The sequence below is a fragment of the Sulfitobacter sp. genome (assembly GCF_036961165.1).
Lineage (GTDB): Bacteria > Pseudomonadota > Alphaproteobacteria > Rhodobacterales > Rhodobacteraceae > Sulfitobacter.
On record NZ_JBALVJ010000009.1, the window covers coordinates 13421 to 32740 of the forward strand.

A 19320-nucleotide genomic window follows, 5' to 3' on the forward strand; every position below is an offset into this window, starting at 1 on the left:
TTGGCCGTGAAGCCTGTGTCAGCCTATTGCGCCTGCCGTCGCATAGCGCCACTTTAAGTAGCGAAAGAAGGAGGCTGTTGCATGCCCGTAAATCAAATTTCATTTCCCGGCCACGATGGATCACAGCTCGCTGCACGGTTGGATCTACCGGCGGGGCCGCATCTGGCCACTGCGCTCTTTGCGCATTGCTTTACCTGCGGCAAGGATATCGCAGCCGCACGGCGGATTGCAGCACGCCTTTCAGCGATGGGAATCGCCGTTCTGCGGTTTGATTTCACTGGCTTGGGCCACTCCGAGGGAGAATTCGCCAATACGTCCTTTACCAGCAATGTGGATGATCTGGTCTGCGCCGCCAATTGGGCGACGCAGAAAGGTATGCCACCAAGCCTGCTAATCGGTCATTCACTGGGTGGCGCTGCGGTGATCAAAGCGGCAAGCAAGCTGGACGGCATCAAGGCCGTGGTCACGATCGGTGCACCTTTCGATCCTGCCCATGTGAACCAGCATTTCGCTGATGCTTTGCCACAAATCACACGGGATGGCGCAGCAGAGGTCGATCTGGGCGGGCGCAAATTTACCATCGGCAAATCCTTCATTGAGGATACTGGAAACGGTGTGCTGGGCGATGTCTTGGCCCACCTCAAAACGGCTCTATTGGTGATGCATGGGCCGTTGGATAAGGTTGTCAGTGTCGACAGTGCCGCACAGATTTTCATGGCCGCCAAACACCCCAAAAGCTTTGTGTCCCTCGATAGTGCCGACCATCTGATCTCGCACCCCGAGGATGCAGAATATGCAGCCAATGTGATCGCCTCATGGGCCGCGCGCTATATCAACCTGCCAATGCCCGCACCGCCCGTCGGCACGCCCGAAGGCATCGTGCGCGTTTCAGAGGCGGACCCGGACGGGTTCTTGCAAGATATCTCCTCTGGCACCCATGTGCATCTGCTGGCTGATGAGCCGCGCGCCTATGGCGGAACCAATATGGGCATGTCGCCTTACGGCTTTCTCGCCGCCAGTCTTGGCGCCTGCACCTCTATGACGATCCGCATGTATGCGCGGCGCAAAGGTTGGCCGCTGGAGCATGTGAGCGTGGATGTGAGCCACGACAAGGTCCACGCGCAGGACGCGGCAACCGGTTCGGGAGAGAAAATCGACCGGTTCAACCGGCTAATCACCCTGATCGGCAGCAAGCTCAGCGCTGAGGAGCGCGCAAGGCTGTTGGAAATCTCAGACCGTTGCCCGGTCCACCGCACGCTGGAGCGGACGTCGGAAATACACACAGCTCTTGTGTAATAGTCACCAATCGACACCCCCTTCGGCCTTTGCGCGCCGCGGGCACCTTGTTCTCGGCGCGACATCGGTCTATTGCGCCTGTGTCCCTTGTAGTGTCACAAAAAGGTGTGCCAATGATCCCCCGTTATTCCCGCCCTGAAATGGTTTCAATCTGGTCTCCCGAGACCAAGTTCCGCATCTGGTTCGAGATTGAGGCGCACGCCTGTGATGCCATGGCCGATATCGGAGTGATCCCCCGCGCCAACGCCGAAGCCGTATGGAAAGCAAAAGACGTTGAATTCGACGTAGCCCGCATCGATGAGATCGAAGCCGTCACCAAGCATGACGTCATCGCATTCCTTACGCATCTGGCAGAGCATGTCGGCAGCGACGAAGCGCGCTTTGTGCATCAGGGCATGACGTCTTCTGACGTTCTCGACACCTGCTTTAACGTCCAGTTGACCCGCGCAGCCGACATTTTGATCGCGGATATGGATCTGCTTCTGGCCGCGCTCAAGCGCCGCGCGTTTGAACATAAAGACACCGTGCGCGTGGGCCGCAGCCACGGCATCCACGCCGAGCCTACTACAATGGGCCTGACCTTTGCGCGCTTCTACGCCGAGATGGACCGCAATCTGCGCCGCCTGAAAACTGCGCGTGAAGAAATCGCCACCGGTGCCATTTCCGGCGCGGTCGGTACTTTCGCCAACATCGACCCCGCCATAGAAGAGCACGTCTGCGAGAAGCTGGGCCTCACTCCAGAACCGATCAGCACGCAGGTTATCCCGCGCGACCGCCACGCCGCCTTCTTTGCCTGCCTCGGTGTTATCGCCAGCTCGATCGAGAACGTAGCGACCGAAGTGCGCCATATGCAGCGCACCGAAGTGCTAGAAGGGGCAGAGTTTTTCTCTGCCGGCCAAAAAGGTTCCTCCGCGATGCCGCACAAGAAGAACCCTGTGCTGACCGAGAACCTGACAGGTCTGGCGCGCACGATCCGCATGGCCGTGATCCCAGCGATGGAAAACGTTACCCTTTGGCACGAGCGCGATATCTCGCACTCCTCAGTGGAGCGCGCGATTGGCCCCGACACGACAATCACATTGGATTTCGCCCTGCACCGCCTGACCAGCGTGATCGAAAAAATGCTGATCTATCCCGATAACATGCTGGCCAACATGAACAAATTCAGCGGTCTTGTGATGTCCCAACGCGTACTTTTGGCGCTGACCCAAGCAGGCGTGAGCCGTGAAGACAGCTATAAGCTGGTACAGCGCAATGCGATGAAGGTCTGGGATGACGGCAAGGACTTCAAAACCGAGCTGCTGGCCGACGAAGAGGTTGTTGCAGCCCTAAGTGTTAAAGAGATCGAAGAAAAATTCGACATGGGCTATCACACCAAACATGTTGATACAATTTTCAAACGTGTTTTCGGCGCCTGATAATTGCGCAAACACAGCCTAGTATCGCAAGATTGTGATGCGGCAAATTGACAAGCGGCGCGATTTCTTTTGAAATTGCGCCGTTTCGCGTTACTTTTTTTCATTGTCAAAAAAGAGTAATGAACATGAAAATGAAGATTGCACTTTCTACCGTCGTCCTGATCCTGCTACCCACGTTGAGTTTTGCCTCTGGCTGCAACTATGACAAGCAGGCCATGTCTTGCGCTGCAGGCCCCGTTTATGATGCCGAAAGCAACAGCTGCGTGGAAACCACAACCTGACATCAGAGCACTTGATGTCCCTTCCCTCCCAAGCGGTCGTGCGTGGCACAGTATTTTCTTTCCCGCGCACGACTTCGTTCTAAATATTCGTTATCAGAGTTTTCCGGAGTATCCTCTTATGCGCTTTCTCTTGGCTACCGTCCTTGCCATTTCACTGCCTGTCGCAGTCTTCGCCAATAGTGAGGAACAGGCTCCTCCGAAAAAGCCGCAATGCGAAAGCGGATTTATTTACGACAAGAAGACCAAAACCTGCGTCAGCACCAATGGTCATACGCTGGACACCGATGCGCTTTACCAAGAAGTACGCGCGCTTTCCTACGATGGCCGCTATGCCGATGCGCAGGTTTTGCTGGCACAGTTGCCCGCAGATGATGATCGCACGCTGACCTATATGGGGTTCACCAACCGCAAGATGGGCCAAGCAGAGGCCGCGATGGAATATTATGTCCGCGCTTTGGATAAAAACCCCGGCAACGTTTTGGCCCGCGCCTATATGGGCCAAGGATTTGTAGCCGATGGAAATATCTCCGCCGCGCTTGAGCAACTGCGCGAGATCCGCGTGCACGGTGGCACTGGTTCTTGGGCCGAAGCATCTCTGCGCACCGCCATCGCAACCGGCCGCCCGATTGACTGGTAAAACACGCTTTTTAACCCATACCAAAGGCTGCGCCGTTAGTTGTTTGAAGACGCGCCAGTTTCAGTCATTTTTTACCTTTAGCCGCGATACATAGTTCATCCCCTTTCACAAAGATTGGCGCCGATGAATGAAACGACCTCCCTTCCCGCCCCGTCCAACGCACAGACGCTGTCGCGGATCATCCCGCAGCCCATGCTGAGCAAGCGTGCCAAAGCTGCTATTGTCGTGCGCCTATTGATCAACGAAGGGGCGGATATCCCGCTGGAAGAACTTCCTGCCGAACTGCAGGCGCTTCTGACGCAGCAGATGGGCTCGATGCGTGTGGTGGACCGTGTCACCCTCGCCTCTGTTGTTGCGGAGTTTACCGAAGCGCTTGAATCCATCGGCCTTTCTTTTCCGGGCGGTATCGCAGGGGCGTTGGACGCGCTGGAGGGGCGGATCAGTCGAGAAACAGCAGCACGCTTGCGTAAGGAAGCAGGGGTGCGCGCGGCGGGCGATCCATGGAAACGCCTGCGTGCGTCATCAGAGCAGGAGTTGCAGAACATCATTGCGTGCGAAAGTACCGAAGTCGCAGCTGTGCTGTTGTCAAAATTGGATGTGCCGGTGGCCGCTGGGCTTCTGGGGCGTCTGTCCGGACCAGAAGCGCGGCGCATCACCTATGCGGTCTCTCTGACCAGTGATGTCACGCCCGATGCCGTTGACCGCATTGGCCTGTCACTGGCGGCACAACTTGACCAGCAAAAGGTGCCTGCCTTTGACACTGGCGCAGCAGAGCGGCTGGGCGCGATCCTAAATTCCTCATCAACGCCCACGCGGGACGATGTGATGACAGGATTGGAAGAAACCGATCAGGCGCTTGCACATGCGGTGCGCAAAACGATCTTTACCTTCGGCAACATCGCAGCGCGAATCGTGCCACGCGATATTCCCCGCGTTCTGCGCGAAATGGATGGTGCTGCGCTAATTACTGCGATGGCCGGTGCTGAAGCTGCCGGTTTTGCAGCGTCGCGTGACTTTATCCTTGAAAACATGTCAGGTCGCATGGCCGATCAGCTGCGCGAAGACGAAGCCGAGGCTGGCAAAATCAAGCCATCTGACGCGGACGAGGCGATGTCTGCCATCGTGGCAGTGATCCGCGATATGGAAAACCGCGGCGATCTGGTTTTCGTCCAGCCCGAAGATGAGGAGGAAGAGGGCTGACGCCGCCTCTTGTTGCATCGCCGCCTTGGGACTATATGTGAGGGTCACTTGTTACAGAACAGGCTTTCATGTCCGCATCAACTCCATCACAACAATCAGGCCTTGTACGTAAGGTGGGCCACTACCTGAGCAATCTGGTCATCGTAGGATTGATCCGGCTGATGCTGATGCTGCCTTACGCGACGCGGGTGCGGATGATGGGAACGGTGGTGCAGCACGTGATCGGGCCGCTTGCCGGTTACCGACGTCGCGCGCTTGATAATCTGGCGCTGATTTGGCCCGACATGTCGGCCCCAAAGCGGCAACAGATCGCGTCGCAATGTCTCAACAACGTGGGCCGTACATTCATTGAAAACTACTCTGCCAAGGATTTTCCAAAGCGGATGTCGAACAACCAGCTGACCGGCGCGGGTGTTGCCCCGATTGAGGAAGCTGTGGCGCAAGGCAAGCCCGTCATTCTGGTGAGTGGCCATTACGGCAACTATGAAGCGGCGCGCGCGGCACTGGTGGCGCGAGGTCTAAACATCGGCGGGCTCTACCGCGACATGAAGAACCCCTATTTTAACGCGCATTACGTTAAGACGATGGAGGCATTTGGCGGCCCCGTTTTTCCGCAGGGTCGACGCGGTACTGCAGGTTTTGTCCGTCACCTTAAGGAAGGTGGACAGTTGGTGCTATTGTTCGACCAGCATGTGTTCAACGCGCCCTTGTTCGATTTCCTTGGCCAACCGGCAAACACTGCAGTTTCAGCCGCCGAGTTGGCACTGCGTTATGATGCACTGTTGATCCCGTTTTACGGCATCCGCCAGCCGGACGGGCTGACATTTAAAACTGTGCTAGAGGCGCCCATTCCTGCCTCTGACCCGATAACAATGACCCAAGCGCTGAATGACAGTTTGGCCGAAAAGGTCAAAGCCGATCCGGGCCAGTGGTTCTGGGTCCACCGCCGCTGGCGACCGCAAGCTTAATCAACGCGGGCTGCTGCCACGATCGGCCCTGCGCCTGCTTCTTGCACAAGAACCACAAGCGGATCATCTCTGCTCACATCCAGCGAAAGGCTGAGTGGGCTTTGCCCGTCCCATTCAGCCGCAGTCGTCAGGCTCTCCGCAATATTGGTGTACTCGATCGTTTTAGAGCGGTTTTCACCACGGGTAATCGTGCTGACCCGGGACGGAATAACATGCAGCAAAGTCACTTCCATTGCAGTGACATTGCCTGTTGGGACTGTTCCGCTAATTTTCACCCCATCCTCAGTGCGCTGCACATCAAGCTCCATGCGGACACCAGCTTCCTTATGCTTGGCAATCGCTTTGGACAGCACCATCGGCTTGGCCCCGACAATATCGGTTTGGCCGTTTACAATCATCTGCGGCGTATAGATTGAACGCCGCCCCGCTCTAGCCGCATAGGCGCGTTGCCGTACGGCGTGGTCCGGATTGCCGAACTCATCCTTCCAGCCGATGTAATCCCAGTAATCCACATGCAGGGCAATCGCGATAACGTCATCGCGTTCACGCAGTTCACTTAGAATCTCGTCGGCCGGCGGGCAACTGGAACACCCCTGCGATGTAAAAAGTTCCACAACGACAGGGCGCTGTTCGGCAAATGCTGCTGTCGCAAGGCTTGATCCAACGGCCAAAATACCTGCGGTCAATATGTTCACAACTCGGGACATGTGATTCCAATCGTCGTTAAGGTGTCTCGTATTTGGTAGCGGCCGCTCACTGAAATAACCAATCAAGGTTTCGAGAGAGGCCCGTGTAACCAGCGGCTGTGGCGGAATTGTGGAAATTTTGGTGTACAACGGTATACAATTGCCGTGATTTCGGTTGAAAACCGCGTGAATATAGGCCATTCAGGCCCCAAGTTCTACTTGTAGACAACCCCATATTTGGAGCCACATATGACTATCATCGTCGGTCAGGATACTGCCAAAACCCGTAAAACACTCAAATCAGGTGATCAATCCTTCGCCTATTACTCGATTCCTGCCGCTCAGGCTGCTGGTCTGGGTGACTTTTCCAATCTTCCAGCCGCGCTCAAGGTTGTGCTTGAGAACATGCTGCGCTTTGAAGATGGCAAAACCGTTACCGTGGACGACATCAAAGCGTTCGCCGAATGGGGTGCCAAAGGCGGCAAGAACCCGCGCGAGATTGCGTACCGCCCTGCCCGCGTTCTGATGCAGGATTTCACCGGCGTTCCGGCGGTTGTGGACCTTGCAGCGATGCGCGACGGTCTTGTGGCGCTTGGCGGCGATGCCGATCAGATCAATCCGCTGAACCCTGTTGATCTTGTCATCGACCACTCCGTCATGATCGACGAATTCGGCAATCCGCGTGCGTTCCAGATGAACGTAGACCGCGAATATGAGCGCAACATGGAGCGCTATACATTCCTGAAGTGGGGCCAGAAGGCGTTTAACAACTTCCGCGTTGTGCCCCCCGGCACCGGCATTTGCCACCAGGTGAACCTTGAGTATCTGGCGCAGACGGTCTGGACAGACAAAGACCAAGACGGCGTTGAAGTCGCTTACCCTGATACGCTCGTTGGGACAGACAGCCACACCACAATGGTCAACGGCATGGCCGTTCTGGGCTGGGGTGTTGGCGGTATTGAAGCAGAGGCCGCGATGCTGGGTCAGCCAATTTCGATGCTGATCCCGGAAGTTGTGGGCTTTGAGCTGACAGGCCGCATGATGGAAGGCACCACCGGTACCGATCTGGTTCTGAAAGTGGTCGAGCTGCTGCGCGCAAAAGGCGTGGTCAGCAAATTCGTCGAATTCTACGGCGAAGGCCTGGATCACCTGCCACTGGCAGACCGTGCGACAATAGCAAACATGGCGCCAGAATATGGTGCGACCTGTGGTTTCTTCCCGATTGACGGTGAAACCCTGCGCTATATGCGCACCACGGGCCGCGACGAGGACCGCATTGCGCTGGTCGAGGCCTATGCAAAAGAGAACGGCATGTGGCGCGGTGATGACTATGCGCCGATCTATACCGACACGATGAGCCTTAATATGGGCACCGTCGTACCTGCCATCTCCGGCCCCAAGCGTCCGCAGGATCACATCGCGCTGACTTCTGCGCACACAGCCTTTGCCGACTACATCAAAGGCGAGCGGGACGGCAAGGACACAAGCAAAGCTTCCGAAGTACGCTGGGAAGGTGAAGGCGGCCAACCAGAGTCTAAGGACATCCCGGGTGATACCGGCCACCACAACCGTGGCTACGTGCAAACCGACGATGGCAACTACCAGCTGCATGACGGCTCTATCGTGATTGCATCGATCACATCGTGCACCAACACCTCCAACCCCTATGTGATGATCGGCGCGGGCCTTGTGGCACGTAAAGCGCGCGCATTGGGTCTGACCCGCAAGCCTTGGGTGAAAACATCGCTCGCCCCTGGCTCCCAGGTTGTGTCCGCCTATCTCGAGGCTGCCAATTTGCAAGAAGATCTGGACGCCATCGGGTTCAACCTCGTCGGCTATGGCTGTACCACCTGCATCGGTAACTCTGGCCCGCTGGAACCTGCGATCAGCAAGGCGATCAACGATTACGACCTGATCGGCACGTCCGTTCTGTCGGGTAACCGCAACTTCGAGGGGCGTATCTCCCCCGATGTGCGCGCCAACTATCTGGCCTCTCCGCCGCTCGTGGTGGCCTATGCGCTGGTCGGTGATATGAACCACGATCTGGCCGGCAGCCCGCTGGGTCAGGACCAGAACGGCAACGATGTCTATCTGAAAGACATCTGGCCCACGACACAGGAAATCGCGGAGCTGGTCGAGCAGACCGTCACGCGCGAAGCCTTCCAGTCGAAATACGCCGATGTGTTCAAGGGCGACGAAAAGTGGCAGGAGGTGGAAATTACAGACGCCAAAACCTATGACTGGCCACCCGCATCTACTTACGTCCAGAACCCGCCCTATTTTCAGGGGATGAGCAAGGAACCGGGTGTCATCACCAACATCAACGGCGCGAAAGTGCTGGCGGTTTTGGGCGATATGATCACCACCGACCACATCAGCCCTGCCGGCTCGTTCAAAGAAGACACGCCAGCGGGTCAGTACCTGCTTGAACATCAGGTGCCTGTGCGCGAGTTCAACTCCTACGGATCGCGCCGTGGTAACCACGAAGTGATGATGCGCGGCACCTTCGCCAACATCCGCATCAAGAACGAGATGCTGGACGGCGTTGAAGGCGGCTATACAAAGGGCCCCGATGGCGCACAGACCTCGATCTACGACGCGGCGATGGCGTATCAGGCAGCGGGCACACCGCTGGTCATCTTCGGCGGCGAGCAGTATGGTGCGGGGTCCTCGCGCGACTGGGCGGCCAAAGGGACGGCGTTGCTGGGGGTGAAAGCTGTCATCGCGGAGAACTTCGAGCGTATCCACCGCTCCAACCTCGTTGGTATGGGTGTCATCCCATTAGAATTCACCAATGGCGACACGCGCAAATCGCTTAGCCTGACGGGTGAGGAAACGGTAAGCATCTCCGGCCTCGACACGATCAAGCCACTGCAAGAAGTCCCTTGCGTCATCACCATGGCAAACGGCGATGTGAAGAACATCATGATCAAGTGCCGCATCGATACGGCAATCGAGATCGAGTACATCGAACACGGTGGCGTTCTGCACTACGTGCTGCGCGATCTGGCCAACAGGAGTGTCGCAGCCGAGTAACTTCTCGCAAGCGCTCCGAAAATGAAAAGCCCCCGCTGCTTCAAGCAGCGGGGGCTTTTATTTTGCAAGTCAGCTTCCGCCCCAAATTAGCGGCCGGATTCCGCGCGCCCGCGCAAGGGGCATCACTTAGTTTGACCTCGAAGGCGCTGATCACACTTTGCGCAACTGGGCCGCAGGCAATACCGCGGAGGTATACGCGCCTCCCAAATCTACCGTTTGGCGCTCATCGAGTTTTGAGCCATGCTATGCGTTGCTATTCACCCGGTGTCGCATCGCTGGTGAGTTTGCGGCGGAACAATTTCGCATAAGCCTTGGGTCGGAATGTGTAGCTCAATTGTGACCAGAGGGTGGGCTCCATCTCATCCGTGACCACGCCAAGGGGGCCATCACATGGACCTGGGACATAATGTGTGCCGAACGCCCAATCCCACAGGCCAAAGATGGTAGCAAAGTTGCGACCGTAGGCCACCTCGTCTGCAGAATGGTGCCAGCGGTGCATCGCGGGCGACACGAAAAGGATGTTCCATTTGCCGTAGGTCCAAGGCAGATCAGCGTGGATGAAGAAGCCGTAGTAGTGCCGGATCAGTGAGTTGGCGACGACGGCATAAGGCGGAAATCCGAGGATCAGAAGTGCGCTTGAATCGATGGCGAACGTGATCAAACGGTTGATTGGATGGAAACGTTCTAACGACAGCCATGTCATCTCGGTATCGGAATGGTGCACCGCGTGGGATGGCCATAAGAATGAATTGTGTTCGAACCGATGACGCCAGTAGCCAACAAAATCTCCAACCACGATAGCGACGATGACCACCGCAACGACCCGCCAGCCGCTCCAATCCTCCGGAGAATACATCACAAAGCCGGTAGAATGCCAAAAGCTGGACAGAAATGTTGCTGCGAACACGATAACAGGCACGGTAAAGACAAGATTGAACAGCATGATCTGTATGTTCAGTCCGGTCTCTGGCAGGGCGCGGCGGATGTCACTAAACAACGCTTTGCGCTTAACCAAATAGCCCAAGCACAGGAAAAATAGCGCAGGAGTCAGTATTCCCATGCCGGCGGTCAAAACCGCATTCCAAGATTTCAAAAGAAATAAAGTCAGCCAATCCATAATTGCCACCTAGCGTTTTCAATCACCTATATAGCTGTCTGGCACCAAAATGTGACATAAATTGGATGCTACTTGGAAACAATTGCGGCGCTAGGCCCCTATTGTCCTGCACTTTGTTCGGAGCGTGACGGTGTTTAAAAGAACGGAGAGCCGTATTTGGTGCATGGGTGGCCCCTGTTGGCGTGCATGCAACGCCGTTTCTCACGCCAACGGCAAACCTCCTGTTTCTTCTCTCTATGCCAAATTATTCCGTAGTGAACAGACAGCTCAGCCACTCATGGTGAAGGGGACGTAATGCGGTAAACCCCTTAGCCGTGGCCTTGGTTTTTGCTCCTATCGCCCCAACGCCTTGTTGAGCGCGGGTAAAAAGCGTTGCTCGTAGTCGGCGCCAACCAGCGGACCGGCGAAGCGGAAAAGCACCTTGCCCTCTGCGTCCAGAATAAAAGTCTCGGGCGGCGCGGTCACGCCCCAGTCAATCGCCGTACGACCCTGCGGATCAAAGCCCACACCGATGAACGGATTGTCGTCGTCTCGGAGGTATTTCGTGGCAGCAGCCTCGGTATCCTTGAAGTTGATGCCAACAATATCAATGCCGTTTGCTTCCATCTCTAGCAACTTGGGGTGCTCTGCACGGCACGGGGGGCACCAGCTGGCCCAGAAGTTCACCAATGTCACTTCGCCGCCTGCCAGCATGGCTTCAGTCGCTTGCGGGAAATTCTTCAGCGCGCGCTCGGGCACACCGGGGGCCAATTGACCTACCAGCGTTGAGGGTAGCCCTTCAGGGTTCTCGCGGTACATGCCAACAAAGGCAAACCCGACAAAGGCCGCAAAAATCAGCGGCGGGGCGATCATCAAAGGGCTAAACCTTGGCATTGCGTGCGGTCTCCTGTTCTGCCTGTCGCAATGCGGCCCTTGCTTTGGCCCCGCGGCGCAGCGTTTGCACCAGCAGACCCAACATCAGCACCAGCGTGATACCGTAAGCACTGAGGACTTCGGTGGCGTATTTTCCAAGCTCGGGCATCATACGGCTTTATCCAGTCTTACGTTAAGCGCGCGCGTGCGGCGCAGCGCAATTTCAGTACCCGTGCGGTATAGCACAAGCGCAAGAAACAGCAGGGTGAACCCTGCAATCGACAGCACCAGCGGCTGCCAGAACACGTCCGAGATGTTCTCTTCCTTATCAAGACTCAGCGTCGCGCCCTGATGCAAGCCCTGACTCCAGAACAGCACAGCATAGCGCGACATCAGCGCAAAAACAGATCCGACAAGACACAGCACTGAGGTCAGATCAGCGGCTGTGTCAGGATCCTCAACGGCTTCCCAAAGCGCGATATAGCCCAGATAGAAGAGAAACAGGATCAGAAACGAGGTCAGGCGCGGATCCCATGCCCACCATGTACCCCACATCGGCTGGCCCCAGACAGCCCCTGTCACCAGCCCGATCACGGTCATCACCAATCCCACAGGAGCCGCTGCCTTAGCGGCAAGCGCGCTCACGTGGTGGCGTCGGACCAGCCAGATCAACGAGGTGATCAGCATCATGATCCATGCGTTTATGGCGATCCAGGCAGCAGGCACGTGGATGTATATAATCTTGATGGTCGAGCCTTGACGGAAGTCGTCCGGCGTGGCGAAAAAGCCCCAGCCAAGCCCGATAAGGATACCCAGCGCCGCAGCAGCCCAGGCAAATGGCTGCACACGCGCACTAAGCGCCAGAAACTTGACCGGATTTGCGTATTTCCAAAGTGACATGAGAGGTATCTATTACTCCGTGAAAGAAGGCTCAATGGGGAACGGCGCGCTCACCTGATTGTCATCCGCAGGGCAGCAGCCGCCGCGAAGGGCAACAGCGCGATCGACCCGAGGCTGATCCCGACCAGCAGCAACAGTGGTGTATCAACCGCCATACCAACCGCGCCGCGCCGCGCTGCCTCAGCCCCGAAAATGAGCGTTGGCACATAAAGAGGCAGCACCAGCAGCGACATCAGCAAGCCACCACGCTTGATCCCGACGGTCAAAGCAGCGCCAAAAGTGCCAATCATCGACAGCGCCGGCGTACCGAGCAACAAGGACACAACCAGCCAGACAAAGCCCTGCGGTGGCAGGTTCAATAATACACCCAGAAAAGGGGCCGCCAGAACCAGCGGCAGTCCTGTGGTGATCCAGTGGGCCAGCCCCTTGACCGCCAGCGCCGCTTCCAGCGGCAGTGGCGCCGTTGCCAAAACGTCCAACGTGCCATCCTCGAAATCCAGCGCCAACAGCCGGTCAAGCGACAGCAGGCACGCCAAGAGCGCGCCCAGCCAGAGGATACCCGGCGCGATAGATGCGAGCAGCGCACTTTGTGGTCCCACGCTGAACGGCACTAACACGACAAGGATCAGGAAAAACGCAAGGCCAAGGCCAAAGCCACCACCGGCACGAAAGGCTAGCCGCAAGTCGCGGATCAGCAGCGCGATCACAGGAATGCCTCATCGCTGGCGCCGTGCATCTCGCCTACCACCGCGCGCAGCGGCGTCACATCGAGTACCTGTGCATCATCCAGCCCCAGATCGATGTGGGTCGCGAGCAGCGCCATCCCCCCTGCCCGCAGATGCCCGCGCACCGCGTCAGCAAACATCCCGACCGCATCGGCATCCAGCGAAACCGTCGGCTCGTCCAACACCCAGATGGGCCGTCCGGTGACCATCAGCCGCGCCAGCCCCGCGCGCCGTTTCTGCCCAGCCGAAAGCGTGCCGGTCAGACGGTCCGCCAAGGGGCGCAGGGAATATGCCTCCAGCGCCGGAGTAATGTCATGGCTACCATAGACTGAAGCCCAGAATGTCAGGTTCTCTGCAACGCTCAGCATGGCTTTGAGCCCGTCTGCATGGCCCGCGTAGGCCACCGCGTCAGCTGCGCCCTCGATGTGACCTGACAGCGCGGGTTGCAGTCCGGCGATTGTGCGCAGCAACGTTGTCTTACCCGACCCGTTTGGGCCGCGCAGGATCAGTGCCTTACCCGGTTCCAGCGTGAAAGAAACACCGCTCAGAACAGGCACGCCACCGCGCGCGACAGCCACATCGGACAAACGCAGACCCATGCCGCCTCAGACCGGCAGCATGGCGAGAGAGACGCGCCGCCCCTCGCTCAGCAAGACGTTATAAGTGCGTGCCGCCGCTGGAGAGGACATGGCTTCGACCCCAACGCCTGCTTCTTCCAACCGCGCGCGTAGGCCAGCGGGTAGATGGGCGATCTCGGCCCCTGTGCCGATAAAGATCACATCGCTTTGCGTCACCAGCGCTTCCAACGCTTCGATGTCATCCAAGCCGCCCCAAGTCTGCGTGCCAGAAGGCGCAGCGATCACCGGCCCATGAATCACCTGACCACCAATTCGGAAAAAACCGGGGCCATAGCCTTCGACAGGCTTGGCATCGTTAAAGACGATCTCATTCAAACGCATGGTTCATCCTTTCCATAGGGGAAGACCAACCGTAGCCGATACCGCGATGACGAGATAGGCCACGGTGCGAAAAATCCGCTCGGATGATGGGTCAAAAAGCCGCGCACCCACCATGTTGGCGATCACGTTCGGGATACCGACCAGCAGACCCAGAACAACAATTGACCAGTTCATCATCCCCAGCAGCCAGAAAACCCCGAACAGCATCAGATCAATCGCCAGCAGATAGAGCTGAAAGTTGGCGCGGATCACCGATATGGGCAGTTTGCTGGCCATGTAAAGCATGATCACCGGAGGTCCGGGCAGCCCTGCAAAACTGACCATGAACCCGCCCAGTGCCCCTGCACCCAACGTCAGTCGTGGCGTGAGCGCGCGGTGCAGACGCCGGCCTGAGACCATCAATCCCAGTAAAACAAATACGCTGGCCGATACGATCCAGCCGAATAGGGTCGGGTCCGTCAGGCTCAGCGCCCAGATGCCCAGCGGCAAAGCAAGCACCGCGCCAACCAACAGCCGTCCGAGGTCCAATCGTGTGCAAGTCCGCCATGCGGCACGCACGTTAGGCAGCGGGCCAACCAGCTCTGTCGAGATCATGAAGATAATCGCCTCAACCGGTGGCAGGACCATGCTTGCCGCTGGCATGATGATCATGGCCGAGCCGAAACCTGCAAATCCGCGTACCAGTCCAGCAATACAGACTGCCAGCACCAACCAGAGCAGCCCCTGCGTAGCAAGGGCTGCTGCCAGTATGTCAGGCATCAATGTTGGCGAATTGGTTGCCGGAATTCGCGTCAGGTTTGGACCAGTCGCGTTTTACGCCGAAGTACAGCAACACTGCCGAGGCGACGAAGACGGAGGAATAAGTCCCGACAATAACGCCCCAGATCATGGCAAAAACGAAGCCACGGATCACGTCTCCGCCTAATACAAACAGCGCGATCAGCGCCAGCAGGGTGGTCATGGAGGTCATGAAGGTCCGGCTCAATGTCTCGTTGATGGACTTGTTGAGCACTTCCTTCAACGGACGGTTCTTGTATTTACGCAGGTTCTCGCGAACGCGGTCGAACACCACCACCGTATCGTTGAGCGAGTAGCCCACAATGGTCAGCAAGGCCGCAATAATCGCCAGATCGAACCGGATCTGCAGCTCCGAGAAGACACCGATGGTCAGCACCACGTCATGGATCAACGCCAGCACGGCACCGGCAGCGAACTGCCATTCGAACCGCAGCCAGATATAAATCAGTACCGCCCCAATCGCGAGAGCCACTGCCATAATCGCCGTATTGATTAGTTCACCCGACACTTTCGGGCCGACGGATTCCACCGAGATGAACTTGATATCCGGACGAACCGCAGACAGCACATCCTCAACCGACTGAATAAGCTCGGTTGTCACAGCTTCCTGATCATCCTGTGCCTGGATACGGATCATGGCGACATTCTGGTCGTCACGGAACTGGGGGTCGAAAACTTCTGTGATGGTGACGTCACCTATGCCCAGCGTCGCGATGGCATCACGGTATTCGGCAACCACAACGGGGCGCGGGCTTTCGGTGCGGATGCTCGTGCCGCCCCGAAAATCAATGCCAAAGTTCAGGCCCTGAAGCAGGAAGGACACAAGCGCCACCACCATCATCAGGCCCGAGATACCCAGCCATAGTTTCCAGCGGCTGAAGAAGTCAAAGTTCGTGTTCTGTTTTGCAAGTCTGAGGCGCATATCAAAGCTCAATCGTTTTGGGACGGCGGCGCTCATACCAGATGACCACCATCAAACGTGTTACGTAAATCGCCGTAAAGACCGACGTGAGAATGCCAAGGCCCAGCGTGATCGCAAAACCGCGTACCGGACCCGAGCCTATGGCAAAGAGGATCACGGCGGTGATGAAGGTCGTGATGTTGGCATCCAGAATGGCGCTGAGCGCCTTTTCATAGCCCAACGCGATGGCTCGTGCTGGGCCTTTGGCCGTCAAAACCTCTTCGCGGATTCGCTCAAAAATCAGCACGTTGGCGTCGACCGCCATACCAACTGTCAGCACGATCCCTGCGATACCCGGCAAGGTAAGTGTCGCACCGATCAGGCTTAGTAGGCCGAACAACAGCCCGACGTTGATGATAAGCGCGATGTTGGCAAAAATGCCGAACAACCCGTAGGCCGCCCACATGAAAAACAGCACAGCGGCAAAAGCAACGACCGTCGCGATCTTGCCCGCATCAATACTGTCCTGACCCAATTCCGGCCCAATCGTGCGTTCCTCAAGAAATTCGAGCTTGGCAGGCAGGGCACCTGCACGCAGCAAAACCGCCAGACGGGTCGAATCCTCGACGTTGAAGTTACCGGTGATGATGCCTGAGCCGCCCGGAATATGGCTTTGGATGGTCGGCGCGCTGACGACTTCATCATCCAGCACAATCGCAAAAGGAGAACCGATGTTTTCGGCCGTGTAGTTTCCGAACTTACGCGCACCGCTTGTGTTAAAACGGAAGCTTACTGCAGGCGCGCCGTTCTGGTCAAAGCTGGGCTGTGCGTCGACCAGCTCTTCGCCGGTCACAACAGGCGCGCTTTCGATCACGTAAAACAGCCCCTCTTCATCAAGCGACGGCACAGTCTTGTTGCCGATACCCGAGTTCTCGGAGCCGTTTGTCGTGCGGCGCACAACCGGATTGAATGTCAGCTGCGCCGTGGTGCCGATGATCTCTTTCAGCTCCGCGGCAGAGCCGATGCCGGGCACCTGAATAAGAATGCGGTCCACACCTTGCCGCTGGATCGTCGGCTCACGGGTACCGACTTCGTCGATACGGCGGCGGATAATCTCAAGGGACTGCTGCATGGTCCGCTCGTCCGTCGCGCTTTTTTCCGCATCGGACAGAACAACAGTAATTACGCTGGTGTCACCAGAGACCTCGATGTCATTGGCCCCTACCCCGGTAAGTGTCTGCACAGGCTGCGCGAGACCACGAACAATTACCAAAGCCTCGGTCATCTTGTCGGCGTCGCTTAGGCGCACCTTCAATTCACCTGTCGCGGCCTCCTGACGGCGGACCGCTGTCAGGCCGCGCAGCGCATCGCGCACTTCGGGCCACATCGCTTCAAGGCGGGCATCGTAAACGTCCGTGACACGCACCTCAGCCAGCAAATGCGCACCGCCGCGCAGATCAAGACCCAGATTGACCAGCCCGTTGGGCAGGAAATCCGGCCAAAGCGCGCGCTGCGCGTCCAGCTCTGGCGTGTTGCCCGAAAGCTCGATCGCCTTGACCGCGTCATTATGGCTCTCGACGGGGCCATAGAACGCATTGGGCATCGCCAGCAAAAGCCCGACCGCACAGGTCAGCCAGATGGCGATGCGTTTCCATACGGATATCTGGAGCATGTCGCCCGCCTTTGACTTATAGCTTAGGGGATTACTTGGCCGGTTCGGTCTTGCTGACTACCGTCGCAATGGTGCTCTGGATCACACGAACCTTGATGCCGTCAGCAATCTCAAGCTCCAGCTCGCCGTCTTCTTTGACCTTAACCACTTTGCCGATCATCCCGCCTTGGGTGACGACCTGATCGCCGCGGCGCAGGGCTGCAACCATCGCCTGATGGTCCTTCAGCTTTTTCTGCTGCGGACGGATCAGCAGGAAGTACATGATCCCGAAGATGAGGATCAACGGGATGAATTGCTGGATGCCTTGCATGGATAGGTCCTTTTGTGTTCGGCTTGCGGGGACGTTTCCCCAGTGTCTCAAGTTCGGCAGAACCTATGCGCGGGTGCGCCGCTTTGCAAGGCGCGGTAAGCCCGAAAAGCAGGCGCTGACAGCAGATTTCACAGTCCCTCTACCCTGCCATCAAATAATCGGCCATAACGCGGGCGACACGATTCAATCTATGAAGGACAGACAGATGCATGACATTCGTGCCATTCGGACAAATCCCGACGCTTTTGACGCCGCTTTGGCGCGGCGCGGAGATGCTCCGCTGTCGTCGGATATCCTCGCACTTGATTCTGCGCGGCGCGCTAAAATTCAGGCCGCAGAGGCCGCTCAGGCCGAGCAGAACGCTGCTTCGAAAGAGGTAGGTGCCGCAAAGGCCAAAGGCGACGAGGCCGAGTTCGAGCGCCTGCGCGCCCTTGTCTTTGAAAAAAAGGCCGAAGTCGCCGCCATGCAGGCCGAAGCGAAAGAGCTGGATGCAAAGCTGACCGATATGCTGGCGCGCATCCCGAACGCTCCTGCTGATGACGTGCCTGAAGGCGCGGACGAGAACGACAATGTCGAGGTAAAGCGTTGGGGCGATGTGCCTACTTTCGCTTTTGCTGCACGTGAACATTACGACATCGAAGCGGTCGCCGCGTCTATGGATTTCGAAACCGCTGCCAAAACATCCGGCGCGCGGTTCGTCATGCTCAAACGCGGCGTGGCACGCATCCACCGCGCATTGGCGCAATTTATGCTTGATACTCACGTCGATGAAAACGACCTGACAGAGGTGAACACCCCTGTACTGGTGCGTGATGAGGCGATGTATGGCACTGATAAACTGCCGAAATTCGGCGAAGACAGCTATCGAACCAAAGAAGGTATGTGGCTCGTTCCTACCTCCGAGGTACCGCTGACCTATACCGTGGCTGGTGATACGCTTGAAGCTACCGATCTGCCGCGTCGCATGACCGCGCACACGCTGTGCTTCCGGTCAGAGGCTGGGAGTGCCGGGCGTGACACTTCTGGCATGCTGCGCCAGCACCAGTTCGAGAAGGTGGAGATGGTCTCGATCACTCTGCCCGAGGAATCAGACGCAGAGCAGCAACGCATGCTGAGCTGTGCAGAGGGGCTTCTTGAGAAGCTGGGCGTGCCCTATCGCACAGTGATCCTGTGTACCGGTGACATGGGATTCGGCGCGCGCCGCACCTATGACATCGAGGCGTGGTTGCCCGGTCAGAACGCCTATCGCGAGATCAGCTCGGTCTCGACCACCGGTGATTTCCAAGCCCGCCGGATGAATGCACGGTTCAAGCCTGCCGAGGGCGGCAAGCCGCAGTTCGTGCATACGCTCAACGGGTCCGGCCTTGCGGTTGGACGCTGCCTGATTGCGGTGCTGGAGAATGGCCAGCAAGAGGACGGCACCGTGGTGCTGCCCGCCGTGCTTGCGCCCTATCTGGGCGGCAAGACAACGCTGAACACGGACGGAACGCTGGCTTAACGCCCCGGCTCGTTACGCGGCGGCGCCGGTTTAGCGACCGGCGCCGCGCCAAACAGATCAGGCATC

20 protein-coding genes are annotated in these 19320 nt (G+C 57.5%); 8 read left to right on the forward strand and 12 right to left on the reverse strand.

Going from position 1 to position 19320, the window contains the following annotated elements:
• Positions 1-81: 81 nt before the first annotated feature.
• The 6 genes from V7730_RS06620 to V7730_RS06645 all read left to right on the forward strand — a co-directional run bounded on the left by V7730_RS06620 (position 82) and on the right by V7730_RS06645 (position 5800).
• Entirely contained in the window at positions 82-1296 is a 1215-nt protein-coding gene (locus V7730_RS06620; RefSeq protein ID WP_335746806.1) for a bifunctional alpha/beta hydrolase/OsmC family protein, read from the forward strand.
• 113 nt (positions 1297-1409) lie between these two features.
• Positions 1410-2714, forward strand: a complete 1305-nt coding sequence (gene purB, locus V7730_RS06625) for an adenylosuccinate lyase (RefSeq protein WP_335746807.1) — start codon at positions 1410-1412, stop codon at positions 2712-2714.
• A gap of 125 nt (positions 2715-2839) precedes the next feature.
• Positions 2840-2995, forward strand: coding sequence for a hypothetical protein (locus tag V7730_RS06630; RefSeq protein ID WP_335746808.1), 156 nt, complete (start codon positions 2840-2842; stop codon positions 2993-2995).
• 118 nt (positions 2996-3113) lie between these two features.
• Complete coding sequence (locus V7730_RS06635; RefSeq protein WP_335746809.1) at positions 3114-3632, forward strand: tetratricopeptide repeat protein; 519 nt, start codon at positions 3114-3116, stop codon at positions 3630-3632.
• Between the two features lie 123 nt (positions 3633-3755).
• The gene (locus tag V7730_RS06640; RefSeq protein ID WP_335746810.1) at positions 3756-4832 is read left to right on the forward strand and encodes a flagellar motor switch protein FliG; all 1077 of its coding nucleotides are present in this window, start codon (positions 3756-3758) and stop codon (positions 4830-4832) included.
• Positions 4833-4900: 68 nt separating this feature from the next.
• Complete coding sequence (locus V7730_RS06645; protein WP_335746811.1) at positions 4901-5800, forward strand: lysophospholipid acyltransferase family protein; 900 nt, start codon at positions 4901-4903, stop codon at positions 5798-5800.
• Here V7730_RS06645 and V7730_RS06650 read toward each other — a convergent pair.
• Positions 5797-6507 carry a DUF1223 domain-containing protein gene (locus V7730_RS06650; RefSeq protein ID WP_335746812.1) on the reverse strand — a complete coding sequence of 237 codons (711 nt, stop codon included), beginning with the start codon at positions 6505-6507 and terminating at the stop codon, positions 5797-5799. The two genes, V7730_RS06645 and V7730_RS06650, sit on opposite strands and share 4 nt — an antisense overlap.
• Positions 6508-6735: 228 nt before the next feature.
• Here V7730_RS06650 and acnA point away from each other — a divergent pair, with 228 nt between their 5' ends.
• Positions 6736-9522, forward strand: coding sequence for an aconitate hydratase AcnA (gene acnA, locus V7730_RS06655; RefSeq protein WP_335746813.1), 2787 nt, complete (start codon positions 6736-6738; stop codon positions 9520-9522).
• Between the two features lie 253 nt (positions 9523-9775).
• On the opposite strand, the gene V7730_RS06660 is transcribed toward acnA, so the two are convergent.
• From V7730_RS06660 to yajC, 11 genes are all read right to left on the reverse strand, one after another.
• Positions 9776-10582: a sterol desaturase family protein gene (locus tag V7730_RS06660; protein ID WP_335746814.1), complete on the reverse strand. Its 807-nt coding sequence runs from the start codon at positions 10580-10582 to the stop codon at positions 9776-9778.
• A 390-nt stretch (positions 10583-10972) separates the two neighbouring features.
• Positions 10973-11512: a DsbE family thiol:disulfide interchange protein gene (locus tag V7730_RS06665; protein WP_335746815.1), complete on the reverse strand. Its 540-nt coding sequence runs from the start codon at positions 11510-11512 to the stop codon at positions 10973-10975.
• The gene (ccmD, locus tag V7730_RS06670; protein WP_335746816.1) at positions 11499-11663 is read right to left on the reverse strand and encodes a heme exporter protein CcmD; all 165 of its coding nucleotides are present in this window, start codon (positions 11661-11663) and stop codon (positions 11499-11501) included. The genes V7730_RS06665 and ccmD overlap by 14 nt, the downstream gene beginning before the upstream one ends.
• Entirely contained in the window at positions 11660-12391 is a 732-nt protein-coding gene (locus tag V7730_RS06675; RefSeq protein WP_335746817.1) for a heme ABC transporter permease, read from the reverse strand. Before V7730_RS06675 ends, ccmD begins: the two co-directional genes overlap by 4 nt.
• A 50-nt stretch (positions 12392-12441) precedes the next feature.
• Positions 12442-13098 carry a heme exporter protein CcmB gene (gene ccmB / locus V7730_RS06680; protein WP_335746818.1) on the reverse strand — a complete coding sequence of 219 codons (657 nt, stop codon included), beginning with the start codon at positions 13096-13098 and terminating at the stop codon, positions 12442-12444.
• Positions 13095-13715 carry a heme ABC exporter ATP-binding protein CcmA gene (ccmA, locus tag V7730_RS06685; protein WP_335746819.1) on the reverse strand — a complete coding sequence of 207 codons (621 nt, stop codon included), beginning with the start codon at positions 13713-13715 and terminating at the stop codon, positions 13095-13097. The genes ccmB and ccmA overlap by 4 nt, the downstream gene beginning before the upstream one ends.
• Before the next feature lie 6 nt (positions 13716-13721).
• Positions 13722-14075, reverse strand: a complete 354-nt coding sequence (locus tag V7730_RS06690; protein WP_335746820.1) for an Mth938-like domain-containing protein — start codon at positions 14073-14075, stop codon at positions 13722-13724.
• Positions 14076-14078: 3 nt separating this feature from the next.
• The gene (locus V7730_RS06695) at positions 14079-14834 is read right to left on the reverse strand and encodes a sulfite exporter TauE/SafE family protein (RefSeq protein WP_335746821.1); all 756 of its coding nucleotides are present in this window, start codon (positions 14832-14834) and stop codon (positions 14079-14081) included.
• On the reverse strand, positions 14827-15795 hold the full coding sequence (gene secF, locus V7730_RS06700) for a protein translocase subunit SecF (RefSeq protein ID WP_335746822.1): 969 nt from the start codon (positions 15793-15795) through the stop codon (positions 14827-14829). Before secF ends, V7730_RS06695 begins: the two co-directional genes overlap by 8 nt.
• 1 nt (position 15796) lies before the next feature.
• Positions 15797-17446 carry a protein translocase subunit SecD gene (gene secD / locus V7730_RS06705; RefSeq protein ID WP_335746823.1) on the reverse strand — a complete coding sequence of 550 codons (1650 nt, stop codon included), beginning with the start codon at positions 17444-17446 and terminating at the stop codon, positions 15797-15799.
• 31 nt (positions 17447-17477) lie between these two features.
• Positions 17478-17756 carry a preprotein translocase subunit YajC gene (gene yajC, locus V7730_RS06710; RefSeq protein WP_335746824.1) on the reverse strand — a complete coding sequence of 93 codons (279 nt, stop codon included), beginning with the start codon at positions 17754-17756 and terminating at the stop codon, positions 17478-17480.
• Between the two features lie 205 nt (positions 17757-17961).
• Between yajC and serS the strand changes: the two genes are divergently transcribed.
• Positions 17962-19254 (forward strand): serine--tRNA ligase, encoded by a 1293-nt coding sequence (gene serS / locus V7730_RS06715; RefSeq protein ID WP_335746825.1) that lies wholly within the window; start codon positions 17962-17964, stop codon positions 19252-19254.
• Positions 19255-19320: the final 66 nt, after the last annotated feature.